Source organism: Georgenia sp., assembly GCF_054605595.1.
The window spans coordinates 1-14,208 of sequence record NZ_JBTSDU010000078.1 but is presented as its reverse complement, the minus strand read 5'-3'; the positions used below and the strand labels follow the sequence as shown (position 1 = coordinate 14,208).

Below are 14,208 nucleotides of genomic sequence, written 5' to 3'. Positions count from 1 at the left end.
GCGTGGCCCGCCGTCGTCGAGGTCGTCGACGCGTTAGTGGTGGTCGTCATGGTCCTGTTCTCCTGTCCCCGCCCAGCCATCATCCTGGCTGACCTGGTGTCTCACACCAGCGTGACAGATAGGGGCTCCCCGGCGGACCACACGAGGCGCTGCTGAGGTCATGGCCACCACAGGAAGCGCTGAAACCCGGCCAGGGGGGCCGCAGTCCGACTGGGGCTGGTCGCGCCCTGGGCCCTGGTGAGGCCGGAAGCGTCGGAGGCCCAAGTCGTGGGGTGAGCCCGCCCGGGCGTCCACCCGACGACGACTTGCCCGCCGAATCCTCCAGACGGGACCGCCAACGCTCGATACCGGCGACCGATGTCGTCTCGCCGGCACTGTGGGAACCGGACTCGTGGGCACGTGGGAGCCTGTCCGACCAGCCTCACGACCCACCCTTCTAGGGATCCGCGCGCATGCCTAGATCCCCGCTGACCTCTGGCGGTCGCGCTGCCTGAAGGTGGACGGCGATCCCCCTGGTGATCGCGTGCCCGGTGGCTGGGTGGATCAGTTGGGCAGGAGCAGCGCCCGGATGTCCCGCTCCGCCTCATCCACCCGCACCACGCGGCAGCCCTTCGCCTCCAGCTCGGCCACCATGGCCGGCTCCTTGCGCGCGAGGTTCAGCCCGCGGCGCAGCAACGTCATCGGCGGCTTACGGGCCTCGCCCAGGTCGCGCATCAGCCGGAAGAAGAACGTCTGGGTGCGGGGGCGCACGATGCACAGCGCGTCGGCGAGGACGTCTTCCTCGCGGCAGGCAGCGACGAGCTCCGCAGCGAAGATGCCCTCGGCGATGAAGACCGGGAAGCCGTCGAGCGCCACGTGGGTGGTGCCGGTGCGGGCGTTCGTCGGGATGTCGTACACGGGCAGTTCGGTGTGCCCGGTGCGGGCGAGGTCGACGATCGCGGCCATCGCTGCGGCCCGGTCCCAGCTGCGTGGGGAGTCCCAGTCGACGATGCCGTACCGGCGCGGTAGATCGGGGTGGTCGCCGTCGAGGTAGAAGTCGTCCAACGACACGACCGGCACCCCGATGCGGCGGGTGAGCGAAGTCTTCCCGGCACCGGATGGCCCGGTCAGCAGGACCACCCGCGCTGTGGGGCGGCGCGCACCGACGGGCAGGTCGAAGAGCCCGCCCTGCGCGTCGAAGAGACCTTCCTGCCTGCCGTCCCCAAGGAGGTCCTTGTCAGAGCCGCCCAGGGTCATGTCACGTCCCTCCCGACGACGCCCGTGCCCCGCCCGGGGCACCGGTCAGTCTACGGCCGTGGCGACGCCGCATCTGTGGCGTGGTGCCCGTGGGGGTCAGCCCCAGGTCAGCCCCGGACCGGTGGCGTGGTGCCGGTGGGGGTCAGCCCCAGGTCAGCCCCGGGTCGGTGGTGTGGTGCCGGTGGGGGCCAGCCCCAGGTCAGGCCCCGGGTCGGTGGTGTGGTGCCGGTGGGGGCCAGCCCCAGGTCAGCCCCGGGTCGGTGGCGTGGTGCCGGTGGGGGTCAGCCCCGGACCGACCCGGCCGCGCGGCTCGTCGGCCGCGCCCGTCAGCCCCCGTAGGGCAGCACCGGCCGACCTGGCACGTCCACCCGAATGTGGAACACCGCGCCGGCCTCGGGCTCCGGGTCCTCGAGCTTCTCCCGCGAGGTGGTCACGAACAGGTCGCGGCCGTCCGCCCCGCCCAGCGTGCAGGCGGTGGTCAGGCGTGCCGGCAACGCGATCTCGGTGAGGATCTCGGCGGCGGGGGAGTACAGGCGCACCCGGCCGACCCGGTTGAGTGCGACCCACACGTTGCCGACCGAGTCCACGTTCAGCCCGTCGGCGCGGCCGTCGTCGGCGGAGTGGAACTGGCGCCGGTTCGTCAGCTCGCCATCGACGACGTCGAACACGTCCGTGCCGCCGGTGTGGGTGTCGTTGTAGTAGGCGCGGGCACCGTCGGGAGAGAAGTCGATCCCGTTCGACGTCGTCACCGCCGGCAGCACGACCGACACGGCACCGTCGGGCGTGATCCGGCGCAGCTGTGCGGCGCCGGGGGTACGGTCGTACGCCATCGAGCCGGCGTAGAGGTTCCCGACCGGGTCGCAGCCGCCCTCGTTCAAGCGGAGGTTCGGGTCGGACCACAGCTCGGGCAGCGGCGTCGGCACCTCGTCCGGCCCGTCCGCCAGGCCCAGGCCACGCTCCAGCCCGACGACGTACCCGCCGCGCGTGCGGGGGCGGACGAACGCCGCGACCGCCCCCACGTGCAGACGGTCGACGGCGCCGTCCGCCCGCAGCGTGAGGAGGTCGCCGGCGAGCATGTCGACCCATCGGAGCCCGCCCCAGCTCTCGGACCACACCGGCCCCTCGCCGTGGTAGCACAGGGGGTCGGTGATCTGCTCGGGCGTTGTCATGGCTCCAGTGTGTCGGAGCCGACCAGGTCAGTGCACGTCGTCGTCGACCCAGTCGAAGGTGCGTGTCACCGCCTTCTTCCACAGGCGGTAGGTGCGCTCGCGCTCGGCCTCGTCCATCGACGGGGTCCAGCGCTTGTCCTCGGCCCAGTTGTCGATGACGTCCTGCTCACCCTCCCAGAACCCGACGGCGATGCCGGCCGCGTAGGCGGCGCCGAGCGCCGTCGTCTCGGCGACCTGCGGCCGCACCACGTCCACGCCGAGGATGTCGGCCTGGAACTGCATGAGCGTCTCGTTGGCGATCATGCCGCCGTCGACCTTCAGCTCGGTGAGGTCCACGCCGGAGTCGGCGTTCATCGCGTCCAGGACCTCCCGCGTCTGGAAGGCAGTCGCCTCGAGCACGGCCCGGGCGATGTGGCCCTTGTTGACATACCTGGTCAGGCCGACGAGCGCGCCGCGGGCGTCAGCCTTCCAGTACGGGGCGAACAGGCCGGAGAACGCCGGCACGAAGTACGCGCCACCGTTGTCCTCGACCGTCTTGGCCAGCGTCTCGATCTCCGGGGCGCTGGAGATCATCCCGAGGTTGTCGCGCAGCCACTGCACCAGCGCCCCCGTGACCGCGATGGAGCCCTCGAGGGCGTAGACCGCGTCCTTGTCGCCGATCTTGTACGCGACCGTGGTGAGCAGACCGTTCTGCGACGCGATCGCCTTGGTGCCGGTGTTGATGAGCATGAAGTTGCCGGTGCCGTAGGTGTTCTTGGCCATGCCGACCTCGAAGCAGGCCTGGCCGAACGTGGCCGCCTGCTGGTCGCCGAGGATGCCGGCGATCGGCACGCCCGGAACCATGCCGCCCGTGCGGCCCTCGCCGTACACCTCGGAGGAGGACCGGATCTCGGGCAGCATCGACAGCGGGATACCCATGTCCTTGGCGATGTCCGCGTCCCAGCTCAGCGTGGCGAGGTCCATGAGCATGGTGCGCGAGGCGTTGGTGACATCGGTGACGTGGACGCCGCCGTCCGTGCCACCGGTCATGTTCCACAGCACCCAGGAGTCGGTGTTGCCGAAGACCAGGTCGCCGGCCTCGGCCTTCGCACGCGCGCCGTCGACGTTGTCGAGGATCCACTTCACCTTGGGGCCGGAGAAGTAGGTGGCCAGCGGCAGACCCACCCGTGCCTTGTACTTGTCCTGTCCTTCCGACCCGCCGAGCTCCTCGACGATCTTGGCGGTGCGCGTGTCCTGCCACACGATGGCGTTGTAGACGGGTTCACCCGTGGTCTTGTCCCACACGACGGTGGTCTCACGCTGGTTGGTGATGCCGACGACGGCGATGTCGTGGTGCGTCAGGTTCGCCCCCGTCAACGCCAGGCCGACCACCTCACGGACGTTCGTCCAGATCTCCATCGGGTCGTGCTCGACCCAGCCGGCGCGCGGAAAGATCTGCTCGTGCTCCTTCTGCCCGGTATGCACGATCTGACCGGCGTGGTCGAAGATGATCGCTCGGGAACTCGTCGTGCCCTGGTCGATCGCGAGAACGTACTTCTTGTCAGCCATGGTGTTCCTTCCACATCGTTGTGAGTGGTGAGTGGTGAGTGGTGAGTGGTGAGTGCTGCGTGCTGCGTGGGTCAGAGGATGGCCGCGCCGAGGCCGCCGGCGATCACGCCGCCGACGACGGGCCCGGCGATCGGCACCCAGGAGTAGCTCCAGTCGCTGGAGCCCTTGCCCGGGATGGGCAGGATGGCGTGGGCGATGCGGGGGCCGAGGTCACGGGCGGGGTTGATGGCGTAGCCGGTCGGGCCACCCAGGCTCATGCCGATGCCGACCACGACCAGCGCGACCGCGAGCGGGCCGAGACCGGAGGGGGAGGGGCCGAACACGAGGATGATGAACACGAGGACGAAGGTGCCGAGGACCTCCGTGATGAAGTTCCAGCCGTAGCTGCGGATGGCGGGGCCGGTCGAGAAGACGGCGAGCTTGGTGCCCGGGTCGGCTTCCTCGTCGAAGTGCTTCTTGTGGGCTGCCCAGGCGAGGATCGCGCCGAGGAAGCCGCCCACGAGCTCACCGGCCAGGTAGACCATCACGTTCGCAAACGTCGCGGGGATGGCCGGCAGGCCGAGCTCCGCGTTACCGCCGAAGAGGTCGCTGCCGTTCGCGACGAGCCCGAGGGTGACCGCCGGGTTGAGGTGGGCACCGGTACGGAAGGCGACGTAGACGCCCATGAAGACGGCAAGCCCCCACCCGAACGTGATGACGACCCAGCCGCTGTTGAAACCCTTGGTCTTCGGCAGGATGACGTTCGCCACCACGCCGCAACCCAGCAGGGTCAGGATCCCGGTGCCCATCACCTCCGAGAAGAAGATGTCCAGCATGCTTGTTTCCACTGTGAACTCACTTTCTGGCATCGTCGTCGAGTTCTGGCATCGTCGTCGAGCCGATCGTGCGCCGTCATTGGCGCGGGTGTGAACCATTTTGTCGTTGCGGTGGTGCAGGTGACACGGATATGAGTGCGTAACTTGTTCGGTCGGTTGGCCCTTCGGTCGGTTGGTCGTTCGGTCGGTTGGTTGGTCGCTTGGTCGCTTGGGCGCTCGGTCGCTCGGGCGCTCGGTCGTCTGGCCGTTCGCCTGGTAGGCCGACCGTCCGGTTGGCCGCTCGGCTGGATGACCGTTCGGCTGGATGACCGTTCGGCTGGATGACCAACCAGCCGAACGGCACCGCTCAGTTGGTTGACAGCGGCACGAGCGGGACCAGGTCGGGTACCTCAAGGCGGAGCCGTTCGGCGTCGGCGTCCGTGCTCTCGCCCTCTGCGGTCGTGACCGCGGCGGCCCGGCGTCGGTAGGCGGCAGCCTCAGCGGCGCGGGTCGCGTCGTCCCAACCGAGCACGGGCGCCGCGACATCGGCGATCTCGTCCGCTGCGGACGCCCCGCGGTCGGGCGTCTCGATCTCGAGGCGCACGCGGTTCTGCACGATGTCCTCCACGTGCAGCGCGCCCTCGTGCGTGACGGCGAAGGCGACCTCCGCACGCAGGTACTCCGGCGCGTGCTGGAGCGGCTCACCGAGCGTGGGATCGGCGTCGATGAGGGCGAGCACGTCGGCGATCTCCGAGCCGTACCGGCCCAGGAGGTGCTGGACGCGCTCGGCGGTCCAGCCGCGCTCGCGGGCGATCGTGCCGCTGCGCCTGGTCGCGGAGCGGAGGCCTTCGGCGCCGACCAGCGGCGTCGACGCGGTCAAGGACGGCAGTGCCGCGGCCCGGGCGGCGCCGAGGGCGAAGTCGACGGCATCCTCCGCCATCACCCGGTACGTGGTGAGCTTGCCGCCGGCGATGACGGTCAGTCCCGGTGCCGCCTCGGTGACGGTGTGCTCGCGGGAGACCTTGGTGGACTTCGTCTCGTCCGCGCCCTTCGTGCCGGGCTGGAGGAGCGGGCGCAGCCCGGCGAAGGTGCCGATGATGTCGTCGCGGGTCAGGGGGTCCGCGAGCACCGCGTTGGCATGGTCGAGGATGTAATCGATATCGGTGCTGGTGGCTACGGGATGCTGGCGCGCCTCGTGCCATGCCGTGTCGGTCGTACCGATGACCCAGTACCGGTCCCACGGGATGATGAACAGGACGGACTTCTCGGTGCGCAGGAACAGCCCGGTCGTGCCGTTGATGCGTTCCTTGGGCACGACGATGTGCACGCCCTTGGAGGCGAGGACCTTGAGGCCGGCGTCCGTGCCGGTCAGCGCCTGGGTCTCCTCGGTCCACACGCCGGTGGCGTTGATGACGTGGCGTGCGGCGACCTGGTGCGTACGGCCGCTCTCGAGGTCGCGGATGGTGGCGCCGGTGACGCGGCCGGCGGCGTCGGTGACCAGGTCGGTGACCTGGGTGCGGGAGGCGGCCAGGGCCCCGTGCCCGGCGGCGGTGCGCACCAGGTCGATGACCAGGCGGGCGTCGTCGACGCGGGCGTCGTAGTAGCGGATCGCGCCGACGAGGTAGTCGTCCCGGATACCCGGGAACAGCTCCTTGGCGCCCTTCTTGGTGTAGTGCTTCTGGATCGGCACGGACCTGCCGCGGCCGGTGATGATGGACAGCGCGTCGTACAGGCCGACGCCGACCGCGCTGTACGCGCGCTCGATCACCGGCGTCTTGAGCGGCCACAGGAACGGCTGGGCGTGCACGAGGTGGGGGGCGGTGACCCGCAGCAGGGTGCCGCGTTCCTTGAGCGCCTCGGCGACGAGCTTGAAGTCGAGCTGGTAGAGGTAGCGCAGCCCGCCGTGGACGAGCTTGCTGGAGCGCGAGGACGTGCCCCCGGCCCAGTCCTGTGCCTCCACGATCCCGGTGCGCAGGCCGCGGGTCGCGGCGTCGAGCGCGATGCCGGCGCCGGTGACGCCGCCGCCGATGACGAGGACGTCCAGTCCTTCCTCGTCGCTCATGGCCGCGAGTGCGGCGTCCCTCGACTCCCTCGTCAGGGCCGACCTGTTCACGGGTTCCTCCTTCATCGGATGCACGGCGTGCGGGCGGGGCTAGGCCTCGGCCTGCGGGGTTTCTCCCGATTGTGCTGACTGCTCTCATCGCACATGCTCGACCCTGCTGCACAATGAGGCAATGATCTTGCACATCCGTGCACCGGGGAGGGGCGGCCGTGACCAGTCGTGACGACGTCGTGTACGAGGCAGCGGCCCTGTACTACCTGCAGGACGAGCCGATGAACTCGATCGCCGAGCGCCTGGGCGTCTCCCGGTCGACCGTCTCTCGACTGCTCAAGTCCGCACGGGAGACCGGGACCGTGCAGATCTCCGTGCGCCCCCGCGAGGGCCCGGCGTCCGCGCTCGCCCGGGTGATCCAGTCGACCTTCGGCGTCGACGCCCACGTCGTCGCCGTGCACCGGGAGACGACGGAGATCGAGGTGCTGGACCGCGTCGCGCACACGGCGGCCCGCATGATCTCCGGGTGGATGGAGCCGGGCACCGTGCTCGGCCTGGCCTGGGGCACCACGCTCTCCGCCGTCGTCCGCCACCTGGTGCCCCGCCGGGTGCCGGGCGCGGCGGTGGTCCAGCTCAACGGCGCGGCCAACCAAGTGACGACGGGCATCCCGTACGCGGGATCGATCATCTCGGCCGCGGCCGAGGCGTTCGGGGCGCGCGTGCACCACTTCCCGGTGCCGGCGTTCTTCGACTACCCGGCCACGAAGGAGGCGATGTGGCGCGAGCGTTCCATCCGCCACGTCCTGGACGTCCAGCGCCGCGCCGACGTCGTCGTGTTCGGCGCCGGCGCGATGAGCGGAGCGCTCGCGTCCCACGTGTACAAGGCGGGGTACCTCAGTGGCGAGGACCTGGCGCAGCTCAAGGGCGAGGGGGTGGTGGGAGACATCTGCACCGTCATGCTGCGCGCGGACGGCTCCTATGCGGACATCGAGCTGAATGCGCGGGCCACCGGGCCCACGCCCGAGGAGCTCAAGAAGCTGGGCCGCCGGGTGTGCGTGGCGGCCGGGACGGCGAAGGTCGCGCCCGTGCTCGGGGCCCTGCGGGCCGGTGCCGTCACCGACCTGGTGATCGACGAGATCACCGCCCGGGCGCTCGTGGACCGTGAGCGCAACGGGTCGACGGCGGTGCGAAGATCTGGGGATGGCTAGCCACACCGAGGCCGTCACCGGCCACGCCGCCTCCGGCTTCGTCGTCCGGCAGGCGCTCCCGGCGGACGCGCGCGCCATCGAGCGGCTCGTCCAGCCGCTGGCGGAGGAGCGCATCCTCGTCGCGAAGGAGCTCATCGACTACTTCGAGGCGGTCCAGGAGTTCGTCGTCGCCGATGCTTCGCCCGAGGGTGACGAAGCCCGGGTGGTCGGCTGCGGTGCCCTGCACGTGCTCTGGGACGACATCGCCGAGATCCGGACGCTGGCGGTGGACCGATCGCTGCGCCGGGGCGGCCTCGGGCACGCGCTGCTGGAGAGCCTCGTCGGCCGGGCGCGGGACCTCGGGCTGCGGCGCCTGTTCTGCCTGACGTTCGAGGTGGACTTCTTCGCCCGGCACGGCTTCCAGGTCATCGAGGGCACCCCGGTGGGGACGGACGTGTACGCCCAGATGCTGCGATCCCACGACGACGGCGTGGCCGAGTTCCTCGACCTCGCCCGGGTCAAGCCGAACACCCTGGGCAACACCCGAATGCTGCGCGAGCTCTGACGGGAGTCCCCGTCGGCGCGGGGGTCAGTGGCGCAGGAGGTGCAGCACCAGTGCGACCTGGGCACCGACGATCGCGCTAGACACGGCGGAGACGGCCGCCGACGGGCGCACGACGATCCAGACGGCGGCGCCGATCACGAGCAGGATCAGCAGTGCGTACTCGAGCGCTCGGAGCGTCGCCCGGACCCGGTCCGTCACGGGCCGCGGCTCGGCATCCTTCCGGAGGCGCCGCAGGCCCCAGCCCGCGGTGCCGGTCGCGATCAGGGCGACGAACTGCGCCAGCGCCAGCAGGGAGAGCCCGGGCCACATGATCTCGTCGTCGTCCCCGGCGAGCAGCGCGATCCCCAGACCGATGAGCCCGAGCACGATGCACGCTGCCGCCGCGGAGATCAGGGTGATCCGCAGCGCGCGGGCGGCCTTGGTGCTGGCGGCGGTGGTGGTCGAGGTGGCGGTGGTGGACGAGGCGGCGGTGCTGGCGGCGGTGGTGGACGAGGCGGCGGTGGTGGGTGCTGTGGCGTCGGCCGCCGCGCCTGCGAAGCCCGGGGACCGTGACGGATGGTTGCTGCTCACCGGAGCAGGTTAGCGGCCGAGGGTCACGGCAGCCGGAACAGCCCTTCGAGGCTGACCACGAGGCCGTCCGCGAGCAACGAGTCGAGGGCACGCGCGGGCTGGGTCGGGTCGGGCAGCGCTGCCGGGTCGGCGCCGTCAGCACCGGCCGCGAGCAGGTCCGGCCCGGTGCACCACGCGCCGTCGGGCAGCGCGCGCAGGTGCGCCATGATGCGCCCCCGTACCTGCCGATCGGTCCCGCGCCCCGCCTGGGAGCGGCGGCCGGCGGCGTGCTCGTCGCCCGGCCGCCCGGCCCGACGCCAAGCGCATGCCGTGACCAGTGGGCAGACGTCGCACCGCGGTGACCGGGCGGTACACACGAGCGCGCCGAGCTCCATCACCCCGACGTTCCAGCGCACCGATTCCGCCACCGGTTGCGGCAGGTAGGTCTCGGCCCGGTCCCGCTCGGCGCGGCCGAGCGATGGCGCGGGCAGGGCTTGCCCCTGCAGGGCTCGGCCCAGGACCCGGCGGACGTTCGTGTCGAGGACCACCGCCCGTCGGCCGAAGGCGAAGGCGGCGACCGCGGACGCCGTGTAGGTCCCGACCCCGGGGAGCGCCAGTAGTGCCTCCACGGTCCCCGGCACCTCGCCGTCGTGCTGTTCGACGACGACCCGGGCGCACTCCTGCAGCCGCAGCGCCCGCCGCGGATAGCCGAGCCGGTCCCATGCCCGCAGAACGTCGGCCGGGCGCGCCGTCGCGAGGTCCGCGGGCATCGGCCACCGGTCCATCCAGGCGCGCCACGCCGGCTCGACACGGACCACGGGAGTCTGCTGCAGCATGACCTCGCTGACCAGGACGGCCCACGGGCTCGTGCGCGGACGGCGCCACGGCAGGTCGCGGGCGTGGGTGTCATACCAGGCGAGCACCGCCTCGTGGGCGGCGGTCAGGTGGGCGACCCGGGCGGTCGGCGGGGAGGATCGATCGGTGCGCATCATCTCCAGTGTGCCTCGGCGTGGGTCCGCCGCGCCGCGCCGTCGCCGCCGTACCGTCGGGACGTGGGGAAGACTCGAACGGTGCGGGGGTCGCCCGCTCGACCGTCGCAAGGACGTCCGTCGAGGCAACGTGCGTCGCAGCAGGGCGCACCGCGGCAACGTGCGTCGCAGCAGGGTGCGCCGCGGCGCCGGCCGGCGCCGCGGTCGCGGGCCAGGCGTCGCCCGAGCCGCGCGGCGATCATCCGACGCCGGATCGTAGCCCTGCTCGTCCTGCTCACTCTCGCCGCACTGCTCACGTGGGGGATCACCGCCGTCGTGGGGCTGATCGGTGACCGCGGCAGTGCCGTGGCTGCGGTCAAGGACCTGGTGTCGTCGGGCGGACTGACTGATTCGGGCGGGTCTGCGGCGGACGGTCCGGTCGATCCCGGGGCTTGCGCTCCCGTGGACGTCGACGCCTCCGTCGCGACCGACGGCGGAGGTGCGGGCGGTGCCGTTGCCCTCGTCGTGACGCTGACCAACAACGGTGAGCTGCCGTGCCTGCTGGACGCCGGCTCCGCGTCGCTCGCCCTGACCGTGACGTCCGGGGCGGACCGCGTGTGGTCCTCTGGCGACTGCGGCTACGGGCCCGCTGAGCGGCTGCTGCTCCTCGACGTCGGCGACTCCACCGAGACGTCGATCACCTGGGACCGCACCCGCTCGGAGCCAGACTGCCCCGGTGGCCAGAGGATCTCGGGCGCGGGTACCTACCGGGTGGAGGCACAACTCGGCACCGCGGTGCTGCCTGCCTCGGCGGCGACCTTCGCCCTCGGCTGAGCGTCCCTCGGCTCAGCCTCGACCACGGGGCCGTCGACCCACCAGGCCCTCGCGGTCGGTGCCCGCCGGACGGGTCAGGGTCGGGCGGACGGGTCCCAGACGGCGGACGGTCGGGTCACGGTCCGGCGGTCGGGTCAGGCGGGGCGCTCAGGCGAGCGGCGGTCGGGTCACGGTCCGGCGGGTCGGTCAGGCGAGCGGCGGTCGGGTCACGGTCCGGCGGTCGGGTCAGGCGAAGCGCTCGAGGATCGAGGACTCGGCCAACCGCGAGAGTCCCTCACGCACGGAACGTGCCCGGTGCGGCCCGATGCCCTCGATGGACTCCAGGTCCTCCGTCGTGGCGGAGAGCATCGCCTGCAGGCTCCCGCAGTGCCTGACGATGGCTTCGACGACGTGGTTCGGCAGTCGTGGGATCTTCGACAGGACCCGGTACCCCCGTGGCGTCACCGGCGAGTCGAGCGCCTCCCCGTCGATCCCGCCGATGCCCAGGATGCGGGCGATCGTGCCCATGTCGATGAGCTCTGCGGAGGTCAGCGTGCTCAACGCGTCGAGCACACCCTGGGGCGCGACGGACGCACGCTCGCCGAGGTAGTCGTGGACGACGAGCATGCGATCCGGGTCGATGCCCCACACCAGCTCCTCGAGCTGGAGGGAGAGCAGGCGCCCGTCGGCGCCGAGCTCGATGACGTAGCCGTCCACCTCGGCGGAGATGCGCGAGACCATCTCGAGCCGCTGCACCACGGTGACCACGTCACGCACGGTGACGAGGTCCTCGATCTCCAGCGCCGACAGCGTGCCGGACACCTCGTCCAGACGGGCCTTGTAACGCTCGAGCGTCGCGAGCGCCTGGTTCGCCCGGGAAAGGATGACGTCGGAGTCCTCGATGACGTGGCGACGGTCCCCGGTGTACAGCGCCACGGTCCGCATGGACTGGCTGACGGAGATGACCGGGTAGCCCGTCTGCTTCGCGGCGCGCTCGGCGGTGCGGTGCCGCATGCCGGACTCGGAGGTCTCGATGGTGGCGTCGGGGAGGAGCTGGGCGTTGGCACGCCGGATCCGTCGGTTCTGGAAGTCGACGACGACGGCGCCGTCCATCTTCGCGAGCTCCCGCAGGCGGGTGGCGGAGAACTCGACGTCGAGCTTGAAGCCTCCCGAGCAGATCGCTTCGACGGTCTCGTCGTACCCGAGCACCACGATCGCGCCGGTGCGCCCGCGCAGGATGCGCTCGAGCCCGTCACGCAATTCGGTGCCCGGGGCCACCTCCCGAAGCATGTCGCGCATCAGGGACTCGGCGGGCAGGTCGGGCACGGATCCTCACAGGGCGCTCACGGAGCAGCTTCTCTGCCCCGTGAGCCAGTCTAGGGGCGAGGTTCGGCCGCTGGCCCCGGCGCAGGCGCAGGGTTCACCCCTTGCGCATCACAATCTGGTCACGCGATCGATGTCATCGACCGCCGGCCGGGCCGTCAGCGTTGCTCCGTTGCTCCGTTGCTCCGTTGCTCCGTTGCTCCGTTGCTCCGTTGCTCCGTTGCTCCGTTGCTCCGCCGTACCCATGACCCGGGTGCCCGTCACTCCGAGATGCTCCGCAGGACCACCCGCTCGCCGCGGGGAGCGGCGTCACGCAGACCGGCCTGCATGTTCTGCAGCGCGATGTAGGCCTGGTGCAGGGTCGGGACCTCGATGATCGTCCCCGCCCGGTTGCGGGCTTCGAGGGCGGCGCCGGTGCCGACGGGGGCGATGATGCGCCGGTAGCCGAGCCGGAGCGCCTCGGCGACGCGCTGGTTCGCCATTGGGCCCTGGCGGACGTCGCCGGACAGCGTCACCTCCCCGATGGCCGCCACGTCCATCGGCACGACGACGTCGTGCCCGGCCGAGGCGACGGCCAGGCAGATCGCCAGGTCCGAGGCCGGGTCGACCAGGCGCATCCCGCCGACGGTCGCGACGAAGAGGTCCTTGTCGTACAGCCGCAGCCCGGCGATCCGTTCGGCGACGGCGATCAGCATCGCGACCCGCGGCGAGTCGAGCCCGGACACCCCGCGGCGCGGGTTTGGGCTCGACGTCGGGGCGACGAGTGCCTGGACCTCGGCGAGCATGGCGCGCCGACCCTCGATGGTGATCGTCACGCACGTGCCGGGCACGGGGGCGTCCCGCATGCTGCGGAACAGCACGCTGGGGTCCGGCACCTCGCGCAGCCCGGTCTCGGTCTGCTCGAAGCAGGCGACCTCGTCCGCCGGACCGTACCGGTTCTTCACGGTGCGGAGCAGCCGCAGCGACGTCTGCCGGTCGCCGTCGAGCGAGAGTGTGGCGTCGACGATGTGCTCCAGCGCCCGGGGGCCCGCGACGACCGACTCCTTCGTCACCTGGCCGACGAGACAGAAGGGGATGCCGCGCCCCTTCGCGACCCGGGTCAGTGCCTGCGCCACCTCCATGACCTGGGACACCCCGCCGGCGCGGCCCTCGATGTCCGTCGACGCGACCGTCTGCACCGAGTCGACGATCACCAGCGCCAGGTCCGGCCCGTGGGCGTCGACGTGGCCGATGACGTTGCCGAGGTCGGTCTCGTCGGCGAGCAGGAGGTGCTCGCTGCCGGCCCGGATCCGGCTGGCGCGCACCGCGAGCTGGTCGACCGACTCCTCGCCCGAGATGTACAGGACCACCTTGCCGGTGCGTTCGGCGATGGAGTTCGCGACCATGAGCAGCAGGGTGCTCTTCCCGGCGCCCGGCTCCCCGCTCAGCAGGAGCACCTGCCCGGCGACGAGACCGCCGCCGATGACCCGGTCGAACTCCGCGACGCCTGTGGGGACCCGGGGCCGCGGACCGGCGTGTGCGATCGCGGAGACCTGACGGGCGGGCCGGTCCGGCGCCTTGCCCCGCATGGACACGCGCAGACCGGCGCTCACGGTCATGGCCACGACCTCCTGCACGGTGCCGAACTCGCCGCACCGCCCGCACTTCCCGGTCCACTTGACCGAGGGTGCGGCGCACGCGGAGCACGCGAACCCAGGACCTGCCTTTGCCATGGCGTCACCATACGGGGGACGACCGACACACGATCCGGCGCCGCAGGAGGGCTGGGGACAGTCGCCACCTCCGACCGGGACGGCACCCGCCGGGTCGGCCGCCGCACCCGCCTCGCGACGGCGGACGGGCGGCCGAGGCGGCCACCGACGCCTGCTCCGGTGAACCTGGATCCGCCGGTGGGGTTTCTGGGGTGATTTGAGCGTCTACGGGAGAGGGGTTTCGGTTTTTGGGTGCACGGATTCTGCCGGTCCTGTCCGGTTTTTCCACTGTAGGTTCCTCGGTCTCGCCCG

The 14,208-nt window shown here is 71.5% G+C and carries 12 protein-coding genes; 3 read left to right on the top strand and 9 right to left on the bottom strand.

Annotated elements, in window-relative coordinates:
* Positions 1 to 543 precede the first annotated feature (543 nt).
* The 5 genes from ACYC1Z_RS09990 to ACYC1Z_RS09970 form a co-directional block, all read right to left on the bottom strand.
* A complete protein-coding gene (locus ACYC1Z_RS09990; RefSeq protein ID WP_461409374.1) occupies positions 544 to 1,236 on the bottom strand; it encodes a uridine kinase family protein in 693 nt (230 codons plus the stop codon).
* A gap of 326 nt (positions 1,237 to 1,562) precedes the next feature.
* Positions 1,563 to 2,405: an SMP-30/gluconolactonase/LRE family protein gene (locus ACYC1Z_RS09985; protein ID WP_461409373.1), complete on the bottom strand. Its 843-nt coding sequence runs from the start codon at positions 2,403 to 2,405 to the stop codon at positions 1,563 to 1,565.
* A gap of 27 nt (positions 2,406 to 2,432) precedes the next feature.
* Positions 2,433 to 3,953 (bottom strand): glycerol kinase GlpK, encoded by a 1,521-nt coding sequence (glpK, locus tag ACYC1Z_RS09980; protein WP_461409372.1) that lies wholly within the window; start codon positions 3,951 to 3,953, stop codon positions 2,433 to 2,435.
* Positions 3,954 to 4,024: 71 nt separating this feature from the next.
* Positions 4,025 to 4,768 (bottom strand): MIP/aquaporin family protein, encoded by a 744-nt coding sequence (locus ACYC1Z_RS09975; RefSeq protein WP_461409371.1) that lies wholly within the window; start codon positions 4,766 to 4,768, stop codon positions 4,025 to 4,027.
* A gap of 346 nt (positions 4,769 to 5,114) precedes the next feature.
* Positions 5,115 to 6,875 (bottom strand): glycerol-3-phosphate dehydrogenase/oxidase, encoded by a 1,761-nt coding sequence (locus tag ACYC1Z_RS09970; RefSeq protein ID WP_461409370.1) that lies wholly within the window; start codon positions 6,873 to 6,875, stop codon positions 5,115 to 5,117.
* A 143-nt stretch (positions 6,876 to 7,018) separates the two neighbouring features.
* On the opposite strand from ACYC1Z_RS09970, the gene ACYC1Z_RS09965 reads away from it, so the two are divergent.
* Both ACYC1Z_RS09965 and ACYC1Z_RS09960 read left to right on the top strand, forming a co-directional pair.
* Positions 7,019 to 8,008: a sugar-binding transcriptional regulator gene (locus tag ACYC1Z_RS09965; protein WP_461409369.1), complete on the top strand. Its 990-nt coding sequence runs from the start codon at positions 7,019 to 7,021 to the stop codon at positions 8,006 to 8,008.
* On the top strand, positions 8,001 to 8,552 hold the full coding sequence (locus ACYC1Z_RS09960; RefSeq protein ID WP_461409368.1) for an amino-acid N-acetyltransferase: 552 nt from the start codon (positions 8,001 to 8,003) through the stop codon (positions 8,550 to 8,552). The genes ACYC1Z_RS09965 and ACYC1Z_RS09960 overlap by 8 nt, the downstream gene beginning before the upstream one ends.
* Positions 8,553 to 8,576: 24 nt before the next feature.
* On the opposite strand, the gene ACYC1Z_RS09955 is transcribed toward ACYC1Z_RS09960, so the two are convergent.
* Positions 8,577 to 9,122 carry a hypothetical protein gene (locus ACYC1Z_RS09955; RefSeq protein ID WP_461409367.1) on the bottom strand — a complete coding sequence of 182 codons (546 nt, stop codon included), beginning with the start codon at positions 9,120 to 9,122 and terminating at the stop codon, positions 8,577 to 8,579.
* Between the two features lie 23 nt (positions 9,123 to 9,145).
* A complete protein-coding gene (locus ACYC1Z_RS09950) occupies positions 9,146 to 10,090 on the bottom strand; it encodes an HhH-GPD family protein (protein ID WP_461409366.1) in 945 nt (314 codons plus the stop codon).
* A 441-nt stretch (positions 10,091 to 10,531) separates the two neighbouring features.
* On the opposite strand from ACYC1Z_RS09950, the gene ACYC1Z_RS09945 reads away from it, so the two are divergent.
* Positions 10,532 to 10,903: a hypothetical protein gene (locus ACYC1Z_RS09945; RefSeq protein WP_461409365.1), complete on the top strand. Its 372-nt coding sequence runs from the start codon at positions 10,532 to 10,534 to the stop codon at positions 10,901 to 10,903.
* A gap of 225 nt (positions 10,904 to 11,128) precedes the next feature.
* Here ACYC1Z_RS09945 and disA read toward each other — a convergent pair whose 3' ends face one another.
* Both disA and radA read right to left on the bottom strand, forming a co-directional pair.
* Positions 11,129 to 12,208, bottom strand: a complete 1,080-nt coding sequence (gene disA / locus ACYC1Z_RS09940) for a DNA integrity scanning diadenylate cyclase DisA (protein WP_461409364.1) — start codon at positions 12,206 to 12,208, stop codon at positions 11,129 to 11,131.
* Positions 12,209 to 12,465: 257 nt separating this feature from the next.
* Positions 12,466 to 13,917, bottom strand: a complete 1,452-nt coding sequence (gene radA / locus ACYC1Z_RS09935; protein WP_461409363.1) for a DNA repair protein RadA — start codon at positions 13,915 to 13,917, stop codon at positions 12,466 to 12,468.
* Positions 13,918 to 14,208 lie beyond the last annotated feature (291 nt).

What these genes read in the sequence shown, in the direction of transcription:
- ACYC1Z_RS09985 (WP_461409373.1), bottom strand. Translation starts at nt 2,405, where the DNA reads ATGACAACGCCCGAGCAGATCACCGACCCCCTGTGCTACCACGGCGAG.
- radA (WP_461409363.1), bottom strand. Translation starts at nt 13,917, where the DNA reads ATGGCAAAGGCAGGTCCTGGGTTCGCGTGCTCCGCGTGCGCCGCACCC.
- ACYC1Z_RS09970 (WP_461409370.1), bottom strand. Translation starts at nt 6,875, where the DNA reads ATGAAGGAGGAACCCGTGAACAGGTCGGCCCTGACGAGGGAGTCGAGG.
- glpK (WP_461409372.1), bottom strand. Translation starts at nt 3,953, where the DNA reads ATGGCTGACAAGAAGTACGTTCTCGCGATCGACCAGGGCACGACGAGT.
- ACYC1Z_RS09975 (WP_461409371.1), bottom strand. Translation starts at nt 4,768, where the DNA reads ATGCTGGACATCTTCTTCTCGGAGGTGATGGGCACCGGGATCCTGACC.
- ACYC1Z_RS09990 (WP_461409374.1), bottom strand. Translation starts at nt 1,236, where the DNA reads ATGACCCTGGGCGGCTCTGACAAGGACCTCCTTGGGGACGGCAGGCAG.
- ACYC1Z_RS09960 (WP_461409368.1), top strand. Translation starts at nt 8,001, where the DNA reads ATGGCTAGCCACACCGAGGCCGTCACCGGCCACGCCGCCTCCGGCTTC.
- ACYC1Z_RS09950 (WP_461409366.1), bottom strand. Translation starts at nt 10,090, where the DNA reads ATGCGCACCGATCGATCCTCCCCGCCGACCGCCCGGGTCGCCCACCTG.